Genomic DNA, 17,113 nt, shown 5'->3' on the forward strand with positions numbered 1-17,113 from the left:
GCGGTCACCGCCGGAACCTGCACACGCGGGCGATGGTGCCGACGTCCGTCGGCGTCACGCTGCCTCCTCGCGGCCCCCGTGGCCCGCCTGCGTGGCCTGCCCCCTATCCGTCCTGGTCGCTGCTGCGGGGGGCGTGCTCGAAAAAGTGGTGTGTGGGGGACAGGGCGAGGCGCCGAACCCTGTCGTGCGTGGATGCGGGCAGGGCCCGCGCGGCGAGGAGGACCTGGCCGCGTCCGTCGCGGGCCGCACCGACCAGCTGCTCCAGGAGACGGGTGCCGGTATGCCGGTCGGTTTCGTTGGTGTCGCTCCCGTAGACGGGGAAGTCGACTACGAGCAGCGACGGAATCGGGGCGGACGGCACCTCGCGGGCGACGTCCCGGAGAGCCAGCAGCGCGCAGATGTTGCGCAGGATGCGTTCGCCGCCGGCCACGCTGGAGTCCTCGAAGACGGTGTGCCCGATCACCGTGGTGTAGGCGTCGGGGTCGATACGGGCTCGCTCCACGCCGGGCAGGACGGTCTGTACGCGGGCCAGGAAGTGCTGTGACCACAGCTGGATGCGTTCCTTGCGGCGGGTTTCGCGTTCGTGCTGGGCCGCAGTGAGCGTCTCCCGGGCCTGGGCGCGCTGCTTGCCCAGCGTCTCCTTCTCGGCGGTGAGGTCGAAAATGTTCTCGACCTCTTTGAGCCGCCATTTCAGCTGGACGAGTTCCCCGTCCAGCCCGCCGACGAGCGTCTCAGCCTCCAGGACGCATTGGTGCTGCGGCTGCCAGACATCGCGATCGTGCCGGTCGCGCGCCCTCTCGGCTTCCTGCGTGGCGTCCGTGGCCTGCCGGGCCAGGAGGGCCGCTTCGGCCTGCTGCCCCCTGCGCAGCTTGGCCGCCAAAGTGGCTGCCTCGATGCGCGCGGCAGCCTCGGCGAGCTCTTCCACCGCCGGGCCGGTCCGTCCCTCGCCAGGCTGCGCGCACTGGCGGCAGTGTCCCTCGGGGCGCTCCGGCAGGGGCTTGCGGCACTCGCTGCAGCTGTCACGCTGGGTCGAGCGCCGCTTGAGGCCGCGCAAGTACCCCCTGGCATCGGCAAGATCGGCCTCCGTCGCTGTGACCTCTCTGCTCGCCAGGTCACACGCTGCGCGCGCCGCCTTCTCGGCCTGGCGGGCCTGCTGCAGAGCAAGGTCAAGCCGGCCGCGCTGCGCCGCGATGTCGCTCAGCTTCTTCTTCTGGGCCTCCAGACGGCCACGGGCCTCTTTCAGCTGAGCCTGCTTACGCTCCTGCTCGGCGATGATGACCTCAGGCTCGTCCAGATCTCGCTCCTTGCGCTGCTTGAGGAGCTGGCTCAGCAGCCTGGACGTTTTGCTGTAGGCGCTCTCCGCGGCGGTGTGCTCGTCCTCCAGCCGCTGCAACTCCCGATCACGCAGCCCGAGCAGCACGTCGAACAGCAGTTTGCGCTCCTCGGCGCCCAGACCCCCCAGGTAGTGGGTGGCGATGGTGGCCTCCTGCAGGTACATCGCGCGGGCGAGCTGCGGAAGACCCAGACGGGCCGTGCCGCGGCGGGCATCGGCGATGCCCAGCAGCTCCAGCAGGAAGTCGCCGGCGGTGCGCTTGCCGGATCTGCCGGTGGCGGAAAACGCTTCGACGCGCCGCGACGTGCCGCCTGTTTCCCGGAAGACGACAGTGTTGCCCGCCGTGGTGCGCGAGATGCTCCAGGGCACGCCGCCGATCGTGCACCGCGCCTCCAGCTCCTTGAGGGCCTTGACCGGCGGCATCACCGCCACATCGCCCTTGTCCAGCCCCACCACATAAAACAAGGCCTCCAGCGCAGTGGAGGTACCGCTGCCCACCGGACCGGTCACCGCCCACGCCGACGCAGCCATGCTGCGCTCGCGCCACGCCCCGTCCGCGCACAGGAATCGAAGCTTGCTCACGCTGACCAATGGCCCCACCGGACGGCCCCTTTGCGAGTTGCTCGGCACGTTGGGCCTGTTCAACGACGTGCCGGGGGCGAGGTGACGAGCACGAGCGCACTCTGAACACCATGCGCTCTTCGGTGCGACCGGCCGCCCTGAACGCGGTCTGGCGGAAGCGGCCGTCGCAGTAGGCATCCCCGCGCGCCTGCGCAGTACTCCGCCGAGCCCCTCACCCTCGCGGATGCTGACACCGCTGAGCCCCTGGGACCGCGATGAATACGAGTACCAGATCAAGGAAGACCGGCAGCGGCTGCTGCACCAAGTCGCCGCACAGAAGCCCCCGGCCGCGCCGGCTCCGGCCACCGGATCTGCAACCCGCCCCCGCGTCACCCGCGTCCGATTGCCCCCGCTCACCGCCCGCTGCCTGCGCTCCGCGCGGATCGATCACTACTCGGCAAGGAAGGGGCTCTGCCTGAGACGATCACGGCATGAGCTCTGTCGCCTGGTCACAGATGCCGTGGAGCCCGAACACAGGCGGGTATTGCGCCAGAGGTCTATGTGTTCCTGTGCCACAAAGGAGAACAAGAGAACCAGGAGATATCGGAAGTCAATTCTGTAACTGCAACACCGTCTGTCTCTATGGTAACTTCGGCGCTGGCTTGTAATCTCCTTTCCTGGAGGTCGTTCTCCGGCTGAAAGAAGAAATCTGACTTCGTGTGGGGAAGCCGTCGCGAAGATGAGTGAATGCGACTTTCCTTGACGCGTTGGCTGTTGTCCCCGGCCACCAGCTGGCGCGCCCGTAAGCTGGTGGCCGCCAGTAAAGGACGCCTGGACTTCGATGCCGCTTGGCGTCGCGCACGCCTGGTCAGCTGCCCGGACGAGCTGCCCTACCAGCGCTACGGGCACCGGGCCCCGGACGAGCGTGAGACGTGACAGCACGGCGCCCGGCCGACGCGGCCGGGCGCCGTGCACGGAAATACTGGCGCAGGGCGCGGCAGCGAATGAGGCGCGTTTTTGAGTCAGATCCACAGAATGCGTAGAGGACTCAGGGGGGCGCGGCGAGAATCTTTCGAAAACGCTGAGATCCTGTCGAATTCTGTCTGCATACGGGGGAGCTGCTGTGCCGGATTTTGCCTCGCTGTCTGCCGTGATCGGCGCCGGCCTGACACCCACGCTGGCCTTTCTCTACCAGCGTCTGGAGCAACTGCTGGACCGCGGCGGCGCGCCCGAGCCGGACCCAGCGGTTCCCGCCGAACTGACCGGCACGCTCGCACTGCCCCTGCAGGCCGATGCCGCCCGGCTCGCCCAGCACGAGCGCGACCTGGCGTCCCTGCGAGACGGACTCAACGTGTACTACCGCGGCGACGCCCCCGTCGCGGCCACCGACGACGCACTGCTGCGCACCCTCGGGAGGGCGCGCAGCCTGCTGGAGGACATCTACAGCCAGCGCCTGACCTTCGCGGGCGAACAACGCCCGGCATCAGGTCCGTTCGTGCGCCAGGACACCGAGCGCGTGCAGGGCGAGCAGATCGGCATGGACGCCGACGAGATCGAAGGCAACGCCTCCGTGGAGCAGAAGACCCACACGGTGGAACGCGGCAGCACCAACATCGGCATGCGGGCCCGCAGGATCGGCGGTCTGCCGCCGGTCTGACTGTCCCCTGCCCCGGCACCTCGTTCCCACCACAGTCCGGGAGGTTCAGGCATGTCCACCGAGAACGCAGCCCCGTCATCCGGCCACCCCGCCGAGTACCGCAGCGACACCCCCGCACCGGCCCCACCGCCCATTGGAGCCACCGGAGCCGCCCCGGCCGCCTTCCTCGGCCGTCCGGCAGCCCCTCCGCCGCCGCCCCCGGACGGCAGCCCCGCCGACCCGCAGACAACCCCGGACCGCAGCACGGACCAGCCGGGCCGCAGCACGGACCAGGAAGACGGCGCAGACCACACCAGCCGTCGTGCTGTCGAGCAGCAGCACCTCGAGCGCAACGATGACCACACCATGCCCGGCCTCACCATCGAACAGCACTTGGACCGCAACGACGGCCAGAACATCGGCCTGCAGATCGTCCAGGCGATCAACCGGCTGCGCGGCGATCTACTGCCCCCGGACTGGATCGCCCAGCAGCTCGCCACCTTCACCCGGCCCGACGACGAACAGCAGGCCCTGCGCACCAGCCTCACCCTCAGCCACGTTCTTGTACTGCACGCCCCGGAGAGTGTCGGCCGCTACACCGCCGCTCTGGCCGCCCTGCACCACATGGTGGGCGACAACATCCGCCAAGTGCGGCGCGAACCCGGGGAGTCCTTCAGCGCCGAAGGGCTGGAGGGCGAGAGGACCGGCTGGATCCTCGATCTGCGCGACGAGGGAGACCGGCTGCCCTCCGGCGTGGGCCCCGCTCTGCTGGAAGACGCCCCTCACCTGCAGAAGGCCGGCTCCTACCTGACCGTCCTGACTGCCACCCACACCTGGCGCAACGTCAGCAGAGGTACCGACGTCCTGGCCCACCCGCTGTCCCTCCCGGACCCGAACGGCGTGTTGCGCGCCCACCTGGAGAACGTGGCACCGCCCGTCAAGGCAGACCGCTGGCTCGCAAGGTCCGAGATCACTGAAGGCATCGCGGGACGGCTCCCCGCCGAGATAGCCGCGTGGGCCCGCGCCATCCGCGAGGCCGAACACCGCGACCCGTTAGGCGAGTGCTTCCTCGACGACCTGGTCGACGAGGTGGTCCAGGCCGCGGAAGACTGGCGCACCCAACTGCTCGACTGGCACACCAAACAGCAGGACAGTGCCCACCGCAACTACCTGCTGGCCGCCGCGGTCCTGGACGGCGCCCCCGTGGAGACCGTGTACGACGCCGCCCAGAGCCTGGCCAAAGCCCTGGGAGAAAAACCCAAGCCCCCACGCGGGCAGCAGGGCCTGGGCGTCATAGCCCTGACCGACGCCATCGACGCCGACGTGAGCGACGAAGACACCGTCTGCTTCCTGCGGACCGGCTACGCCGAGGCCGTCGTCGACTACTTCTGGGCCGACCGCCCCCACCTCGTCCAGGACTTCACCCGATGGACCGCCGACCAGACCGGCAACAAGAACCTGCCCGAGGACGTGGCACACCAGCTGGCCGACCGCGTCACCGGCTGGGCCCTGAAATACATGCGCGCCAAGCGCGGCAAACGCGCCACGAACCTGCTGCGCCAAATCGCCGGCCAGTGGTCCCAGTCCCTGCCCGAGCAAGCCCGCGACCTGCTCACCGTGGCCGCACTGGACACCGAAGCCGGCCGACGTGTCCGCGATGTCTACCTCGAATGGGCCCGCACCAGCGACCAGGAGACACCGCCCCGGCTCAAGACGGCACTGGCCCGGGCCTGCGAGCGCCTGGCCGACGTCTATCCCACCATGATGCTGCTGCGGCTGACCGAACTCGCCGCCCACACCGACAGCAAGGACGTCACCGGCGCCGTCGGACACGCGCTTACCGTCCTGTGGGACCAGCCCCAAAAGCGCCAGGACATCCAGGACCAGCTCGCCGGCTGGTCCGGCAACCAGGACCCAGGCCGCCGCAACGCCGCCCACCACGCCTTCCTCCACCTCGCCGCGCGCACCAGCAAGGACGGCGCTCCCGTGCTGCTGGCCACCGCGCACCAGGACAACGCCCAGGCCACCTGGCAGACCGCCCGATGGCGCGGCCTGTTGCAGGACAGCCGCTCACTGCCCCGCCCGCTCCTGCAGCAGGCCCTGACCAGCTGGATGGACGCCGCCCTCGCCCTACCCGGCGTGCAGGACCTCGTCCTGACCACGCTCCAGCACGCCGTCTACCAGCCGCAGACCGACACCGTCTACGCCGCCGACCGCTACCTCGCCCTCAGCCACCTCCTCTTCGCCTGGGCACCCGTCCAGCCCCAACACCCCTCCTCCGACCCGGAAAAGCTGCGCGACCAGTTGCTCCTGGCACTGCGCCAAGCCGACCCGGCAGCCCCGGCGCCGGAGGGCCATGCGGCACAGGATTAGCGGGTGGTGGCGGCGCCAACGCCGCGGAAGCCTGGAGCTGTGCTGCACCCTGGACAGCGAGCTCCCCGGCTACCACTTCGAGGCCCACCTCACCGGCGCCTGGCAGCAGCCTGTCGCCCGCCCGCACCACAACCCCCAGGCTGCCGCGGTCGAATACGCCCTGACCCTGGCGCAGGAGGCAGTCGGCACCGTCCAGCTCAGCCAGGCCGCCCTCGCCGAAGCACGCGCCAACCGCCAGCTCGGCCGGCCCATGGACGTACCGCACACCCCCGTCCGCCTGCTGTGGGCCCATATCCGGCTGACCGCCGACCCCCAGCAGGCCGACCGCGCCGATTCCCTCCTGCGCGACCAGCACCAGACCGAACACCACGCCCGCCAAGACCACCACCGTCTCCAACGCGCCAAAGATCTCCGCGACGCACTGCTCACCGACCCCTCCCTGGCATTCGCCTACTGGTTCCTCGACCACCCGGAGACCGTCGACGAACAGAGCGTGCAGCGCGTCGAACACCTCATCAACGCCGCAGCCTCCTACGCCCCGCACACCACCTGGGTCCAAGTGGCGCGCATCCTCCAGGAATTCGTCCACACCCTGCCCGACGAATCCCGCCAGCACCTCATCATCAGCCTGGCTCACATCCTCGACCGGTACGGCCACACCGACCGCGCCCAGCAGCTGCGTGCCACGGCGCAGACACCGCAGCCCCGGACGCCTGCAGCGTCAGAATCTCAAGGCCGTCCGGGGGACTGAGCGACCGCACTTTTGAGTGGCGCATGGACGGCCAGTCAGGCTTGAGACGTTGTTGGTCGGCCTTGGTCGGCTCCGGCATGTTGGCTCAGAGCGGCCCTGGTTCGTGAAGGACGCGCCCGAACGGTTTGCCTGTCAGGGGGCGGGGGGCGGGGTGCTGACGGAGCCAGTACTGGAGTTCGCTCAACGGTCACCGTGGCGCGGGCTCAGCGCCGTGTCGCTTCTCCAGTACGACCAATTCCCGTACACAAGTGAAACGTTGACCGTTCGTGGTGAGCTGGACCTGTCCGCCCGGTAGGCAGGTCGCATGACCCGCACTGCTCATGCACTGGCCTGCGCCGTCCTCAGCCGCCTTGTTCGTTCGCAGCTCCTCCGTCACCGTCAGGGGCATGGTGTGCAGGGCAGGGCAGGGCGGTGCGGGAGCGCAGGAAACCTTCAGATTGGGCGAGGAAGTCGTCGACGTCTTCGGTGAGATGCCAGTCATCCGGGCGCATAGTGCATGATCTCTGACGTACTCGACGCTGGGGAGCACTTGCCCGGACCAAATTGCCACCGGCCGAGGGTGCTCGGCATTAGATTCGACATCGCGCTGGCCGGTCTGCGCAGTGAACCGATGACCGCCCTGTCCGTATCAGACCGGCTCGCAGTAGCTCTCCACAGCCGGATTCCCATCGAACACGCCAAGGCCGTCCTGGCCAACCGCCTTGATGTAGACATCAATGAGGCCCTCGCTCTGATGCGCCGTCATGCCCGCTCCCAGCGAGAGCCGCTGGCCGACGTTGCCTCGGCGATCATCCAGGGATCTGCCGACCTCGCGAGCCTTGCTCGGCCCGAGCACAGCTGAACCAACTGGCTGCTGCACCCGTGCGGTGGCGCATGGGCACATCGAAGTGCTCCTCAACCTCAACTCCAGGGTGAGGGCCGGGCGGGTGCCGGCGCAGAGTGCAGCCCGAGCACATCACGAGGCGCCGCGCCAACCGTCGCCGAGACGAGGCCTGACGTATCTCGGTGACCGAGAGCACACAGGTCAGAACTACGTGACCGGGAGATAGACACTTGTTCCTGCAGTCCGCGATCAATACCCGCACGAGCGCTCCATAGGCATCAATGTCACTATTGTCGTCGGCTGCCTGGAACCAGGTCATGTCTCGGTCCGTGGGGCCAGCCGTCAAGTGGCCAAGACCGCCATGCTCGCCTGCGCGTTGGTATTGACAATGCCGAGCCTCAGCTCTTGTCCGACCTGTAGCCGAAGTCGGCCGAAACCTTGTCGGGCGGGTCGGGGAGGCCCTGAACGGCATCATGTGCCTGCGGTAGGGGCTAAGCACAGTACGCAACGCGTCGGTGGCGCGAGTCCACGCCCAAACCCTGCTCCACTGGGGGCCAAGCCGGAGATGTCGTTCGGTAAATCGGCATCCGGATCGCTGGGCGTAGCGGCTGAAGCGCCCCCGCAGCGGCCATCTCTAACCGGGCGCGGGATCCGTCGTCGAGGGGGCACTCCAAATAGTCGTAATGCGGCACGGCAAGCGTTGTGCACGTCAACTGCGATCCACGGCAGGGGAGTCGATGGAGAAGGGGTTTTCCGCGCTGGCGTTCCACATGAGGTGCAGCGCCAGCCCGTGTCGTGCCCTGGAGTACCTGCGGAGCTGGCCTGGGTGTCGCAGCATCGCGAGTCGGCGAGTGGCGGGAGGTTCCACCCTGGCCGACGTGGGTGTCATACGACCAGGTCAAAGTAAAGAAAACACAGGAAAAGTTAGGGAATATCAGGTAGGGTGGCGGAGTGGAAGACGCTCTGGAGGCCCTTGAAAGGGAGATGGCGCGCCTGCGCCGTGCGATGCGCATGGCACGGACTGACGGCGATCGCCAGCGGGTTGAATCCCTGCGGGCCGATCTGCATGCCACGCAGTCCGCATGGGATGCGCTGGTCGTTCCTGACAGTCGGGGGACTATGAGCGGCCAGTCGTCCACCAGTCGTCGAAGGGGCTTGCGGCCACTGCGCGAGCAGGTCCTCGACGCCCTGACCCTGATCGGCGTCCCGGCCGCACCAAAGATGATCCGGACCGTCCATCAAGCCTTCTACGGCAGTGACTTGCCCGCCCGGCGGCTGACCAGCCTGCGCAGGGATGAGGAAGCCAGCTATACGGCTACCCGGACCGCCCGCACTTACATTTGCCCGGCGCTGACCGCCGACCGGCTCACGCCGGCTAGGGCCCTGCTGACGCTCAGCACCTGGCCTCTGCAGCAGCGCATCGTCGCAGACACCTCCGCCCGGACCGACTTCCTCACCCTGACGATCCGCCTCTGCGCCGCCGCAGAACCCTCCGGGACCCGTGCCGAATCCGGCAGCGCCGGCGTTGAACAGCTCCTGCAGCACCTGGCACCGAATATCCCTGGTGCCGCCGGTCTGCACGCCAAGCCCAGTGCCCTTCGTGCCGCAGCCCAGGCCGAACTGGCCACTGTCTCCGCCCTCGACCAGGCAGCCCGCGCCGCCGCCGCTGACCGGGGCCAGCGCCTCGACCTTGCGCACCAGCTCTTCGGCCGCCCGGCCTGAACCGTCCCGACAACCACACCCCGAAGAAGGACATGGTGGACAGCGACAAGCCCTCGGCACCGGCGGCCGGACCCGCACGCAAGCTGGTATCCCTCAAGGACCAAGTCGGCGACATCCTTGCCCCCACCACACTGGGTTGCACCTTCGGCCTCGCGGAATTGGACGCGGCCACCGGCGGCCTGCAGCCCGGCCGGCTGACCCTCGTGGCGGCCGCACCTGGGACGGGTGGCAGCCTGCTGGCCCTCGCCGCCGCGCGCCACACCGCACTCAGCGACGGGCGCGGCGTCCTGTATGCGGCCGCGGGCCTGACCGCGGCCGACGTGACCCGGTGGATCATCGCAGCCGAGTCCGGGACGGAGCACCGCAAGCTGCGCGCGGGCACGCTCACCGCACCCGAGCGAGCTGCCGCCGAGCAGGCCGGTGCACACCTGACCCAGGCCCCGCTCCTCGTCGATGACGGTGCAGGCCTGACCGCCGAGGCGATCGCCGAGTCCGCCCCCTACGCCGACGACCTGGCCCTGGTCGTCGTGGACCGCCTGCACCATGCCGCTGACCCCCATCTGCCGCTGTCCGGCTCCCGGGTGCCTGCCGCGGTCCGTACCCTGATGCACCTGGCCCGCCAGCAGTCGGTACCGGTCCTGGCAGTCCTCAACACCGATGACGCCGACGCGGTGCGCAGCCTGGACGCCGACGTGACCCTCACCTTGTCCCTCGCTCCCGGCGCGGACACCGCCACTGTCACCGTCACCGAACGCGACCTGGGGCGGACCACCCTGACGCTGCGCCCCGACCTGAGCCGCGCACGCTTCACCGACGCACCACCCCATCCCACCCCTGCCCCGTCGGAGGACGACGCCGCGTACCGGCTAGCCGCAGCGGAGCGTGAACTGGTCGACGCCGCCCTGCCCTTCACCTCCGGAGCTCTCAAAGGCCTGGACCCCCGCACCGTCCAGATCCTGTCCGACCACCGCGACAGCGTTCTCAACCAGCACATCGACACCCTGCCCGAACGCCGCACCTACACCGCAGCTCTGGCCCACGATGCACAACTGCACCTTCCCGACCACCCCGCAGCCGACCGCCTGCGCACCGCACTGGACGACTTCACCACCGCCCTGCAACACGACCAGACCCAACAGCAGCCCTGCCCGCCCAGCCCCGAACCCGCAGCACACACCCCTCCGCCCACCCAGCACACCGACGTCAACCCTCAAGCCGACCAGGTGCCCCCGCAGCCCGAACAGCCGGGGCAGGAGCTACAGCCCGGTGACGAGGACGACGAAGGTGACGACGCACCCTTCCCCGCCCTGCGCCTCCTCAAGGAGGCCATCGGGAGGTCGAAGATGCACCCGATCCAGGTGATCCGCAAAGACGAGCGAGAACAGCCACCCTGGACCCTGTTCAACGAAGTCATGGACGGCGAACCCCGCTGGGTGCACCCGGATGTGGACAGCGTGCGCACCCGCGGCGGCAAACGCCACCAGCTCGTCGTGCCGCCCGACCAGTTCGGCCCCGGGCAACTGTGCACGATCGACCGCAACGGCTCCTACCCCTCCGCCTGCTCGGCCGTCACCCTGGCACCGAACAAGCTCCTGCACACCGGCCCCCTGGACCACCGCGACAAGGACCAGGCGGGTGTCTTCCAGATCGACGTACCGGCCTGGAAACACCCTCACATGCCGCACCCCCTGGGGCGCCTCGCCGACCGCGCCGACGACCAGGGCCGGATCTGGGTCACCACACCCCACATGGAGATTCTGGAAAAACTGATCCGACAGGGCCACCTCGACGGGCAGCTGCACATCCACGACTCCTGGACCGGACGCGCGAACAACTCCCTCCTCAAGCCCTTCTACCAGGCAGCCAGGACCGCCCGCGCCGAGCTGATCACGACCGGCCAGCCCTACACCGAGTACAAGCGACGCCTCTCCATCGCCCTGCGTCTGCTCTGGCCCAAGGGGGAACGCGTCAACTCGCCCTTCTGGCGCCCGGACTGGCGCATGAGCGTGGTCGCCGAGGCCTCCGTACGCCACTGGATCACAGCCTGGGGCGCCGTCAAGGACAACCACACGCTGATCGCCCTGCGCAACGTCGACGAGGCCGTCTTCTGGACCCCCGACGGCACCGCGCCCAGCAAGTACAAGGTGGGAACCGGCTTCGGCGAGGTCAAGGTCAAAAACGAGCAGGGGAGTGACACCTGATGCCCCAGGGCCAAGGCGGCACCCTGGGGGCCGCTCTTAACAACCTGCTGGCCGCCTACAACGTCCAGTCCAGGGGACGGCTGAAGTCCTACCGGGCCAAGGGCTGGCACGCGCAACTCGTCCACCTCACCGAAACCCACCGCGGCTACACCGAACTCTCGCGAGCCGGCCTCGGCGTCACCCAGCAGACCCTGTTGAAGTGGCTGGCGGACGACGAGTACCCCGTGCGTCGCAGCTACCGCGAGATCATTCACCAGGCCTACGAAGCGGCCGCGACCATCGCGGCTAACCCCATCCCGCGGGCCTTCAAGGACCACCAGTTCGAGATCCGCGGCGTCGTCAAAACCGGCGACGACGAACGCGACCGCGGCGCGAGGGGCACCGCGCCCCTGCGCATCGACGGCCGCAACGGACACTGGGCATCCATTGAGTCGCTGTGGCGCGAGGGTGGTCTCGACGACGATGCTTTCCAGGATGACTTCATCGACTTCGTCATCTGTGATGATATTGGCGAAGGCACCGACGGCTGGGACTTCCCCGGCAGCGCGTACGTGATCACCTGACCGCCAGCACGAACAGGTCGGTTGGACTGAGGTCTGCTCGAGCCCCAATCGGCAGCCCGCGCGGTGGTGGTGTGTGCATCACATCTGGTCGCCAGTCTGGTCGAGAAGTTGGCGCATCAGAATCTCGGTATCGAGTTCGGCGCTCAGGCCCAGGGAACGGTTGACCTGGTCGAGCCTGGAGGTCGCCGCGATCAGACCGCTCCGATTTCCGGCAGCGGTTTCGATCTGGAACCAGTCTCGGTAGAGCAGTTCGCAGGTGTCATCGACTTCCAGCCCGGTGGCGACGGCGCGGCGGGCCAGGGTCAGGTCGTGGTGTGGCCCGGATTCCAGACGCAGGGTGGCCACGGTGTGTGCCGTGCTGACGATGCGCATGATGATTTCCTGTTGCAGGGGCTCGCTCCAGGGCAGCGGATGCGCGCCAAAGGGTTTCCCGCGCACCTGGCTCAGGGCCTGTTCGAGGTGGGGGAGCCCGGCGGGCCCGTGGGGCAGAGCAGCCTCGACGGTGCGCAGGAAGACGTGCCAGTCACAGCAGATCTTCGGGGAGATCTCGAACGGGTCCGTCTTCACAGAGCGCCGCGGCACGTACCAGAGCCCCTCCTCGTCCTTGCCTAGACTGCGGCGCAGCCCACCAAGGCGGGAGTTGAGGGTCTCGGGGGCCCAGGGGTGGGCCGGGTCCATTTCCGCGCACAAGGTGTCAGCGCTGCGGCCGGGACGCAGGTGGAGCAGGGCAGCCAGTTGTGCTTCGCGGTTGCCGTGGCGGGAGGCGGCCACGCCCGCGATGGCGACCGGCCCCATCACTTGGATGAACGGCACGCCGGGAGGAGCACTGCCTGTCGGGCTGTCGGGGGAGGGGCCGCTGTCGGCGGCTGGCGCGGGGGGTGCGCTGCTGGTGGCAGGGACGGTCCTCGGGAGCGGTCGCTCGGTGGCTGGTGCCTGCGGTTCGTTGTCCGCAGCTGCGGATGGCAGCGGGGTGTCGAGGTCCTCGGTCGCAGGGGCCAGCGGTGCATCGGGCTCGTCGGGATTCCTGCTCACCACAGAGACCATGTCGGGTACGGCGCTGGGGGAGGCGGAGGCGGCCAGGAGCGCTGGGTAGATGCCGAGCCCGCCGCTGTCCGCCGCAGTGCGGCGGGTGCCAGTGATCGGGGCGTCGGCAGCAGAGCTGGGGGAGTTGGTGGACGGTGTGCGGGGTGGGTTGGTGCGGGCGGAAGGTCCGGCGGCCGCGGTGCGTGCCGCGTGTGCGGTCTGTGTCTCGGACGGCACGTGCTGCCAAGGCCCGTCGGCCGGGCGTGGTTCCTGTCCGGACACGGTCAGGGCGTCGGTGACCTCTTGGAGTGCGTCGTGCTCCAGGCGCTGCAGTGTGACGTCGAGGCCGAGGCTGTCGAGTGTCTGCGGCTGAGTGCGGGCCGCGTCCAGGAGCTCGCTGTCCTCGAAGAGCAGATGGGCTTGTCCGGCGGGGGCGATCAGCGCGACCTTCATGGTGTCGCCCGCTTTGTGGAAGGTCTCAGCGACCTGCCAGGCACTGTCCGCCCCGAGGTCGACCGCGCACAGGATCAGGTAGGGGGTGCGGGATGCGGCGGGTTCCTGGTGGGCTTCGAGGAGACGTTCGGCGAAGTCCCGTGCCGCCTGATCAGGCTGGTCGATGTGCGCGATGCGGCCCGTGGGCAGCAGGTGGTTCAACCCCTTGCCGAACCCGACGACGACGATTTCCACGTCGCTCGCCCACGGGCTCATGCCAAGTTCCAGAGCCAGGGAGGTGAGGACCTCCGTGCGGCGTTCAAGGTCACCGTCCAGCAGCAGCACGCCGGTGCGACAGAGATCGAGCAGCACCAGATGGCCGTCCTCGTCGGCGCCGATGGTGACCAGCCCCGGGTAGGGGGACGGCACGCGTGCGGCTTCGTCCTGGTCGAGGAGTTCGGCGGTGTTCTCACACTTCCACCAGCCGCCCCGGTCGGCCGTGAAGGGCGCGAGCGGGGCGGCCTGCAGGTCCTCGGGCAGGACGTGCACGCCGCTGTCGGTGATCCGGGCGCCGCGCAGTGCCGGAGGCGAGTGCCCCTGCTGAGTGCTGTGGTGGGCGAGCGTGCGCAGCGCCAGGTCGAGGCGGAGGAGGCCTGCAGGCTCGGCGGCCTGGGCCAGTTGCGCCTCGGTCGTGGAGGTTTCCTGTGGCATGGCGATGAGCTCGCCCGGCCGGGCGCGGCGGCGCTGCAGGATACGGCGCAGGGCCAGGGCCAAGGTCACCGCGGCGGCCAGGGAGACCAGCACGCCCGCAGTACGGAGGCTGAACGCCCCCGCTGTCCAGGAGGCATCGGCGTCCGGGGCAGGTTTGGCCGCAGGCAGCGGCTCACGGGAGGGGGTGGGTCCCGGTTGCTCACGGCCGGGCTGCTGGGGTGTCGCCGACGGCTGCCGGGGATCAGGCGACCCGGCCCCGGCATCCTCTCCATTGCCGGAGTTGTCCTTTTCCCCGGCAGAACCGTCATCGTGCGAGCCGGGCCGCTCACGCTTGTCGCCTGATGCGCCTGGCGGGGAGGTGGGCACGGTGATCAGTTGGCCGGGGTAGATCAGGTCGGGATTGCTCACCGGCGGTGTAGTGCCCGGCTGATCTTGTCCCTTGCTGGCCTCGAACAGCTTCGGCCACTGCGCGGCATCGCCCAACTCCTCCTGGGCAATGCCCGACAGCGACTCGCCGACCTTAACGGTGTGGGTCCGCTTGCCCTGTTGCTCCTCGGCCATTGCCATTTGCTCGTCGGCGGCCGCGAGTTGCATCCGCGGGCTGGGGCCTGCCGGCGCCGAGGGGTGTTCAGGCACCGGTGAGGGGGCAGGGGAGGGGATGCGGGCGTCGGGCGGGAGCTGTACGTGGAGTCCGGCAGGCAGCAGCGCGCTCTTGGGCAGATGCGCATTGAGGGTCCGGATCTCGCTGGAACGGGCGCCGGATCCGAGGTAGTCCACGGCCAGGTCCCACACGGTCTCGCCGGTTTCCCCCACCACATGCACCGGCCCCGCGGGCGCGGGCCGGGGTGCCTGCCGGGCAGCGGCCGCGGCAGGAACTCTGTCCTTGGCGGCCTCCTCGCCACCAGCGCCTTCAGGGGTGGGCTGGACCGGCGCGGTAGCGGCGAGCGCAGGTGCCGGAGCGGCCATCGCGGTGCCGGCCGGCAACACCAGCAGACCGCCCAGGAGGAAACCGGCCAGCCGCTGCGGCGCCCCCAGCGCACGCTGCCGACCATGTGCTGGGCGGCGGCGCAGCAAAAGATAAGGGAGCTCGGCCAGCACGCCCAGGGCGAACCACAGCCACAGCGCCCACGCCAGCACGGTCATCACCGTGAACAGCACCTGCCCGTCGTCCGGCGACAGCAGCGCGTTGCTGATGTCCGCTGCGCTGGGCACCCCGGCCGGAAGGGTGCCGGCCCGGGCGAGCACCCAGGGCACACCGGCCAGCAGCAGGGCCAGGACGGTCAGGCGGCCCGCGGCCCGCAGCACGCGCAGGGCCCGGCGGCCGAGGAAGGGGTGAGGCATCTCAGGCTCCCGGGTCGGTGCGTTCGAGCGTGACGTCGGCCCGCGCGGTGACCTGCATGCGGGTGGGGCCGAAACCACCGAGCAGCAGCGTGTGGTAGGTGTCGTGAACGGTGATGGTGAGGCTCTGCCCGTCCGCGGCGACGGTGACCGTGCCGTGCACGCCCGCATCCGCCAGGAAGTCTTGCGCTGTGGCAACGGCCTGGGCCGGGTCGGCGCGGGTGCCCTTGCCGGTGATGGCGTCCGGACCGTTGATCTCCTGGCCCGCCGCGCGCGCGGCTTCGGCAGCAATGTCGTCAGCATCGGCATCGGCCATCAGCAGGCGTCCGCCGTCAACCAGCAGCGCGAGCAGAGCGATGATGACGAGCGCGAAGCCGATGAAGTAAAGCTGCACCGAGCCGCGGTCACCGCCCCGCAGCGCCCGCGCCCGCAGGACACGACGAGGGCCTGCGTGCTGTCGGCCGGGTAGGCGGGGAACCGTCATCGGCTGTGCTCCTCACCGGCGCGGGCCACATACCGGTCCACGGCGCTGTGCCGGGTCGCCCGCAGCGTTTTGGAGCCCGGGAGCCCCGGCACGGCCAACTGCGCCAGCGGGATCGTGCAGTGCACGGTCACCGTGACGGTGCCAGCCTGGCCGGGCGCAGAGGGGAATCGGCTGGTGTCAACCTGGATGTCCGCGCTCGCACAGGTGCGCTGCGCCTGGCTGAGAGAGCGCAGCGCCGCCTGCCGGGCGCGCGCCTGGGCGGTACCGGGGTCGGCGGACCCACTGGCCGCGCGGGCGGCCGCGGTCGCGGCGTTCGCCGCCGTGCTGTCCCCGAGCCCGGCCAGCCCGAACGCCGCGATGATGCCCAAGATCGGTACCAGCACCGTCAGGCACAGCACGGCCTCCAGCGTGTACGAGCCCCGATCGTCCCCAGCCCGGCCGGCCACCGCCACGATCCGCGCGCGCGGCCTGTGGCCGCGGATGCGCTCCTGCTGCCGGCTCACTGGTTCTTCTCCACGGTGTCCTCGGCGCTGCGCTCGATCCGCAGGTCCCACGGCAGGAAGTTCATGACCCGCCCCGACACGGTCACCCGCACCCGCTGGCCGGTCGATCCGGCCGTACTGACCTGGGCCTGCTGCACCACCCCGACCCGGGCGAGCCAGGCCTCGGCGCGCGCCGCGCCCTGCCCGGGGCTGGACCGGAACTGGGCACCGGTCTGCGCGCCCTTGCGCGCCGCGGTATGGGCGGCGGTACTGGCCAGGAAGAACACCCCCAGCTGCAGCACCAGCAAGGAGATGAACAGCAAGATCGGCGCGATGATGAGGAACTCCAAGGTGGCCACCCCCGACTGTCCGCGCACCGCCTCATGCCGCAGGCGCCACCACGTGCGGATGCGGCCGCTCATGCGCCGACGGCGGCCTTGAACCGGTCGATCAGCGTCGTCGAGGTGTCCTTGAACACGGTGCCGAACGCGACTGCCACGCCCAGCACCACCGCGCCCAGGATCAGTTTCTCCAGGGTTTCCATCCCGGCGTCCCGGCGCGCCCCCGCCATCTTCTCCCTGCGGATCAGCCACGCCGTGTGCAGCCGGACCGTGGCCTTCTCGAACCCCGTTAACTTCATGACATCTTCCCCTTGTTGAATGGCACACCACATGTGCGGA

General features: G+C 69.5%; 14 protein-coding genes and 1 pseudogene. 8 read left to right on the forward strand and 7 right to left on the reverse strand.

The window, feature by feature from the left end:
• Window positions 1-103: 103 nt before the first annotated feature.
• Window positions 104-1,915, reverse strand: a complete 1,812-nt coding sequence (locus tag AB0H82_RS10585) for a hypothetical protein (protein WP_362990949.1) — start codon at window positions 1,913-1,915, stop codon at window positions 104-106.
• A gap of 726 nt (window positions 1,916-2,641) precedes the next feature.
• Between AB0H82_RS10585 and AB0H82_RS10590 the strand changes: the two genes are divergently transcribed.
• The 4 genes from AB0H82_RS10590 to AB0H82_RS10605 all read left to right on the forward strand — a co-directional run bounded on the left by AB0H82_RS10590 (window position 2,642) and on the right by AB0H82_RS10605 (window position 6,654).
• Window positions 2,642-2,830 carry a hypothetical protein gene (locus tag AB0H82_RS10590; RefSeq protein WP_362990951.1) on the forward strand — a complete coding sequence of 63 codons (189 nt, stop codon included), beginning with the start codon at window positions 2,642-2,644 and terminating at the stop codon, window positions 2,828-2,830.
• Window positions 2,831-3,017: 187 nt separating this feature from the next.
• Window positions 3,018-3,551, forward strand: a complete 534-nt coding sequence (locus AB0H82_RS10595; protein ID WP_362990953.1) for a hypothetical protein — start codon at window positions 3,018-3,020, stop codon at window positions 3,549-3,551.
• Window positions 3,552-3,602: 51 nt separating this feature from the next.
• The gene (locus AB0H82_RS10600; protein ID WP_362990955.1) at window positions 3,603-5,903 is read left to right on the forward strand and encodes a hypothetical protein; all 2,301 of its coding nucleotides are present in this window, start codon (window positions 3,603-3,605) and stop codon (window positions 5,901-5,903) included.
• Complete coding sequence (locus AB0H82_RS10605) at window positions 5,887-6,654, forward strand: hypothetical protein (RefSeq protein WP_362990957.1); 768 nt, start codon at window positions 5,887-5,889, stop codon at window positions 6,652-6,654. Before AB0H82_RS10600 ends, AB0H82_RS10605 begins: the two co-directional genes overlap by 17 nt.
• A gap of 358 nt (window positions 6,655-7,012) precedes the next feature.
• On the opposite strand, the pseudogene AB0H82_RS10610 reads toward AB0H82_RS10605, so the two are convergent.
• Window positions 7,013-7,145 (reverse strand): annotated as a pseudogene (locus AB0H82_RS10610) (GNAT family N-acetyltransferase); the annotation flags it as partial.
• 68 nt (window positions 7,146-7,213) lie between these two features.
• Here AB0H82_RS10610 and AB0H82_RS10615 point away from each other — a divergent pair.
• From AB0H82_RS10615 to AB0H82_RS10630, 4 genes are all read left to right on the forward strand, one after another.
• Window positions 7,214-7,495: an ANTAR domain-containing protein gene (locus AB0H82_RS10615; RefSeq protein WP_362990959.1), complete on the forward strand. Its 282-nt coding sequence runs from the start codon at window positions 7,214-7,216 to the stop codon at window positions 7,493-7,495.
• A gap of 933 nt (window positions 7,496-8,428) precedes the next feature.
• Complete coding sequence (locus AB0H82_RS10620) at window positions 8,429-9,199, forward strand: hypothetical protein (RefSeq protein ID WP_362990961.1); 771 nt, start codon at window positions 8,429-8,431, stop codon at window positions 9,197-9,199.
• A gap of 32 nt (window positions 9,200-9,231) precedes the next feature.
• The gene (locus tag AB0H82_RS10625; RefSeq protein WP_362990963.1) at window positions 9,232-11,400 is read left to right on the forward strand and encodes a DnaB-like helicase C-terminal domain-containing protein; all 2,169 of its coding nucleotides are present in this window, start codon (window positions 9,232-9,234) and stop codon (window positions 11,398-11,400) included.
• Window positions 11,400-11,963, forward strand: coding sequence for a hypothetical protein (locus AB0H82_RS10630; RefSeq protein ID WP_362990965.1), 564 nt, complete (start codon window positions 11,400-11,402; stop codon window positions 11,961-11,963). Before AB0H82_RS10625 ends, AB0H82_RS10630 begins: the two co-directional genes overlap by 1 nt.
• Window positions 11,964-12,041: 78 nt before the next feature.
• Here AB0H82_RS10630 and AB0H82_RS10635 read toward each other — a convergent pair whose 3' ends face one another.
• From AB0H82_RS10635 to AB0H82_RS10655, 5 genes are all read right to left on the reverse strand, one after another.
• Window positions 12,042-15,470, reverse strand: coding sequence for a hypothetical protein (locus tag AB0H82_RS10635; protein ID WP_362990967.1), 3,429 nt, complete (start codon window positions 15,468-15,470; stop codon window positions 12,042-12,044).
• A gap of 1 nt (window position 15,471) precedes the next feature.
• A complete protein-coding gene (locus AB0H82_RS10640) occupies window positions 15,472-15,861 on the reverse strand; it encodes a hypothetical protein (protein WP_362990969.1) in 390 nt (129 codons plus the stop codon).
• Window positions 15,862-15,947: 86 nt separating this feature from the next.
• On the reverse strand, window positions 15,948-16,454 hold the full coding sequence (locus AB0H82_RS10645) for a TadE/TadG family type IV pilus assembly protein (protein ID WP_362990971.1): 507 nt from the start codon (window positions 16,452-16,454) through the stop codon (window positions 15,948-15,950).
• The gene (locus AB0H82_RS10650) at window positions 16,451-16,855 is read right to left on the reverse strand and encodes a TadE family protein (protein ID WP_362990973.1); all 405 of its coding nucleotides are present in this window, start codon (window positions 16,853-16,855) and stop codon (window positions 16,451-16,453) included. Before AB0H82_RS10650 ends, AB0H82_RS10645 begins: the two co-directional genes overlap by 4 nt.
• Window positions 16,852-17,073 carry a hypothetical protein gene (locus tag AB0H82_RS10655; protein ID WP_362990975.1) on the reverse strand — a complete coding sequence of 74 codons (222 nt, stop codon included), beginning with the start codon at window positions 17,071-17,073 and terminating at the stop codon, window positions 16,852-16,854. The genes AB0H82_RS10650 and AB0H82_RS10655 overlap by 4 nt, the downstream gene beginning before the upstream one ends.
• Window positions 17,074-17,113: the final 40 nt, after the last annotated feature.

This window comes from Streptomyces sp. NPDC050732, from assembly GCF_040654255.1.
Taxonomy (GTDB): domain Bacteria; phylum Actinomycetota; class Actinomycetes; order Streptomycetales; family Streptomycetaceae; genus Streptomyces.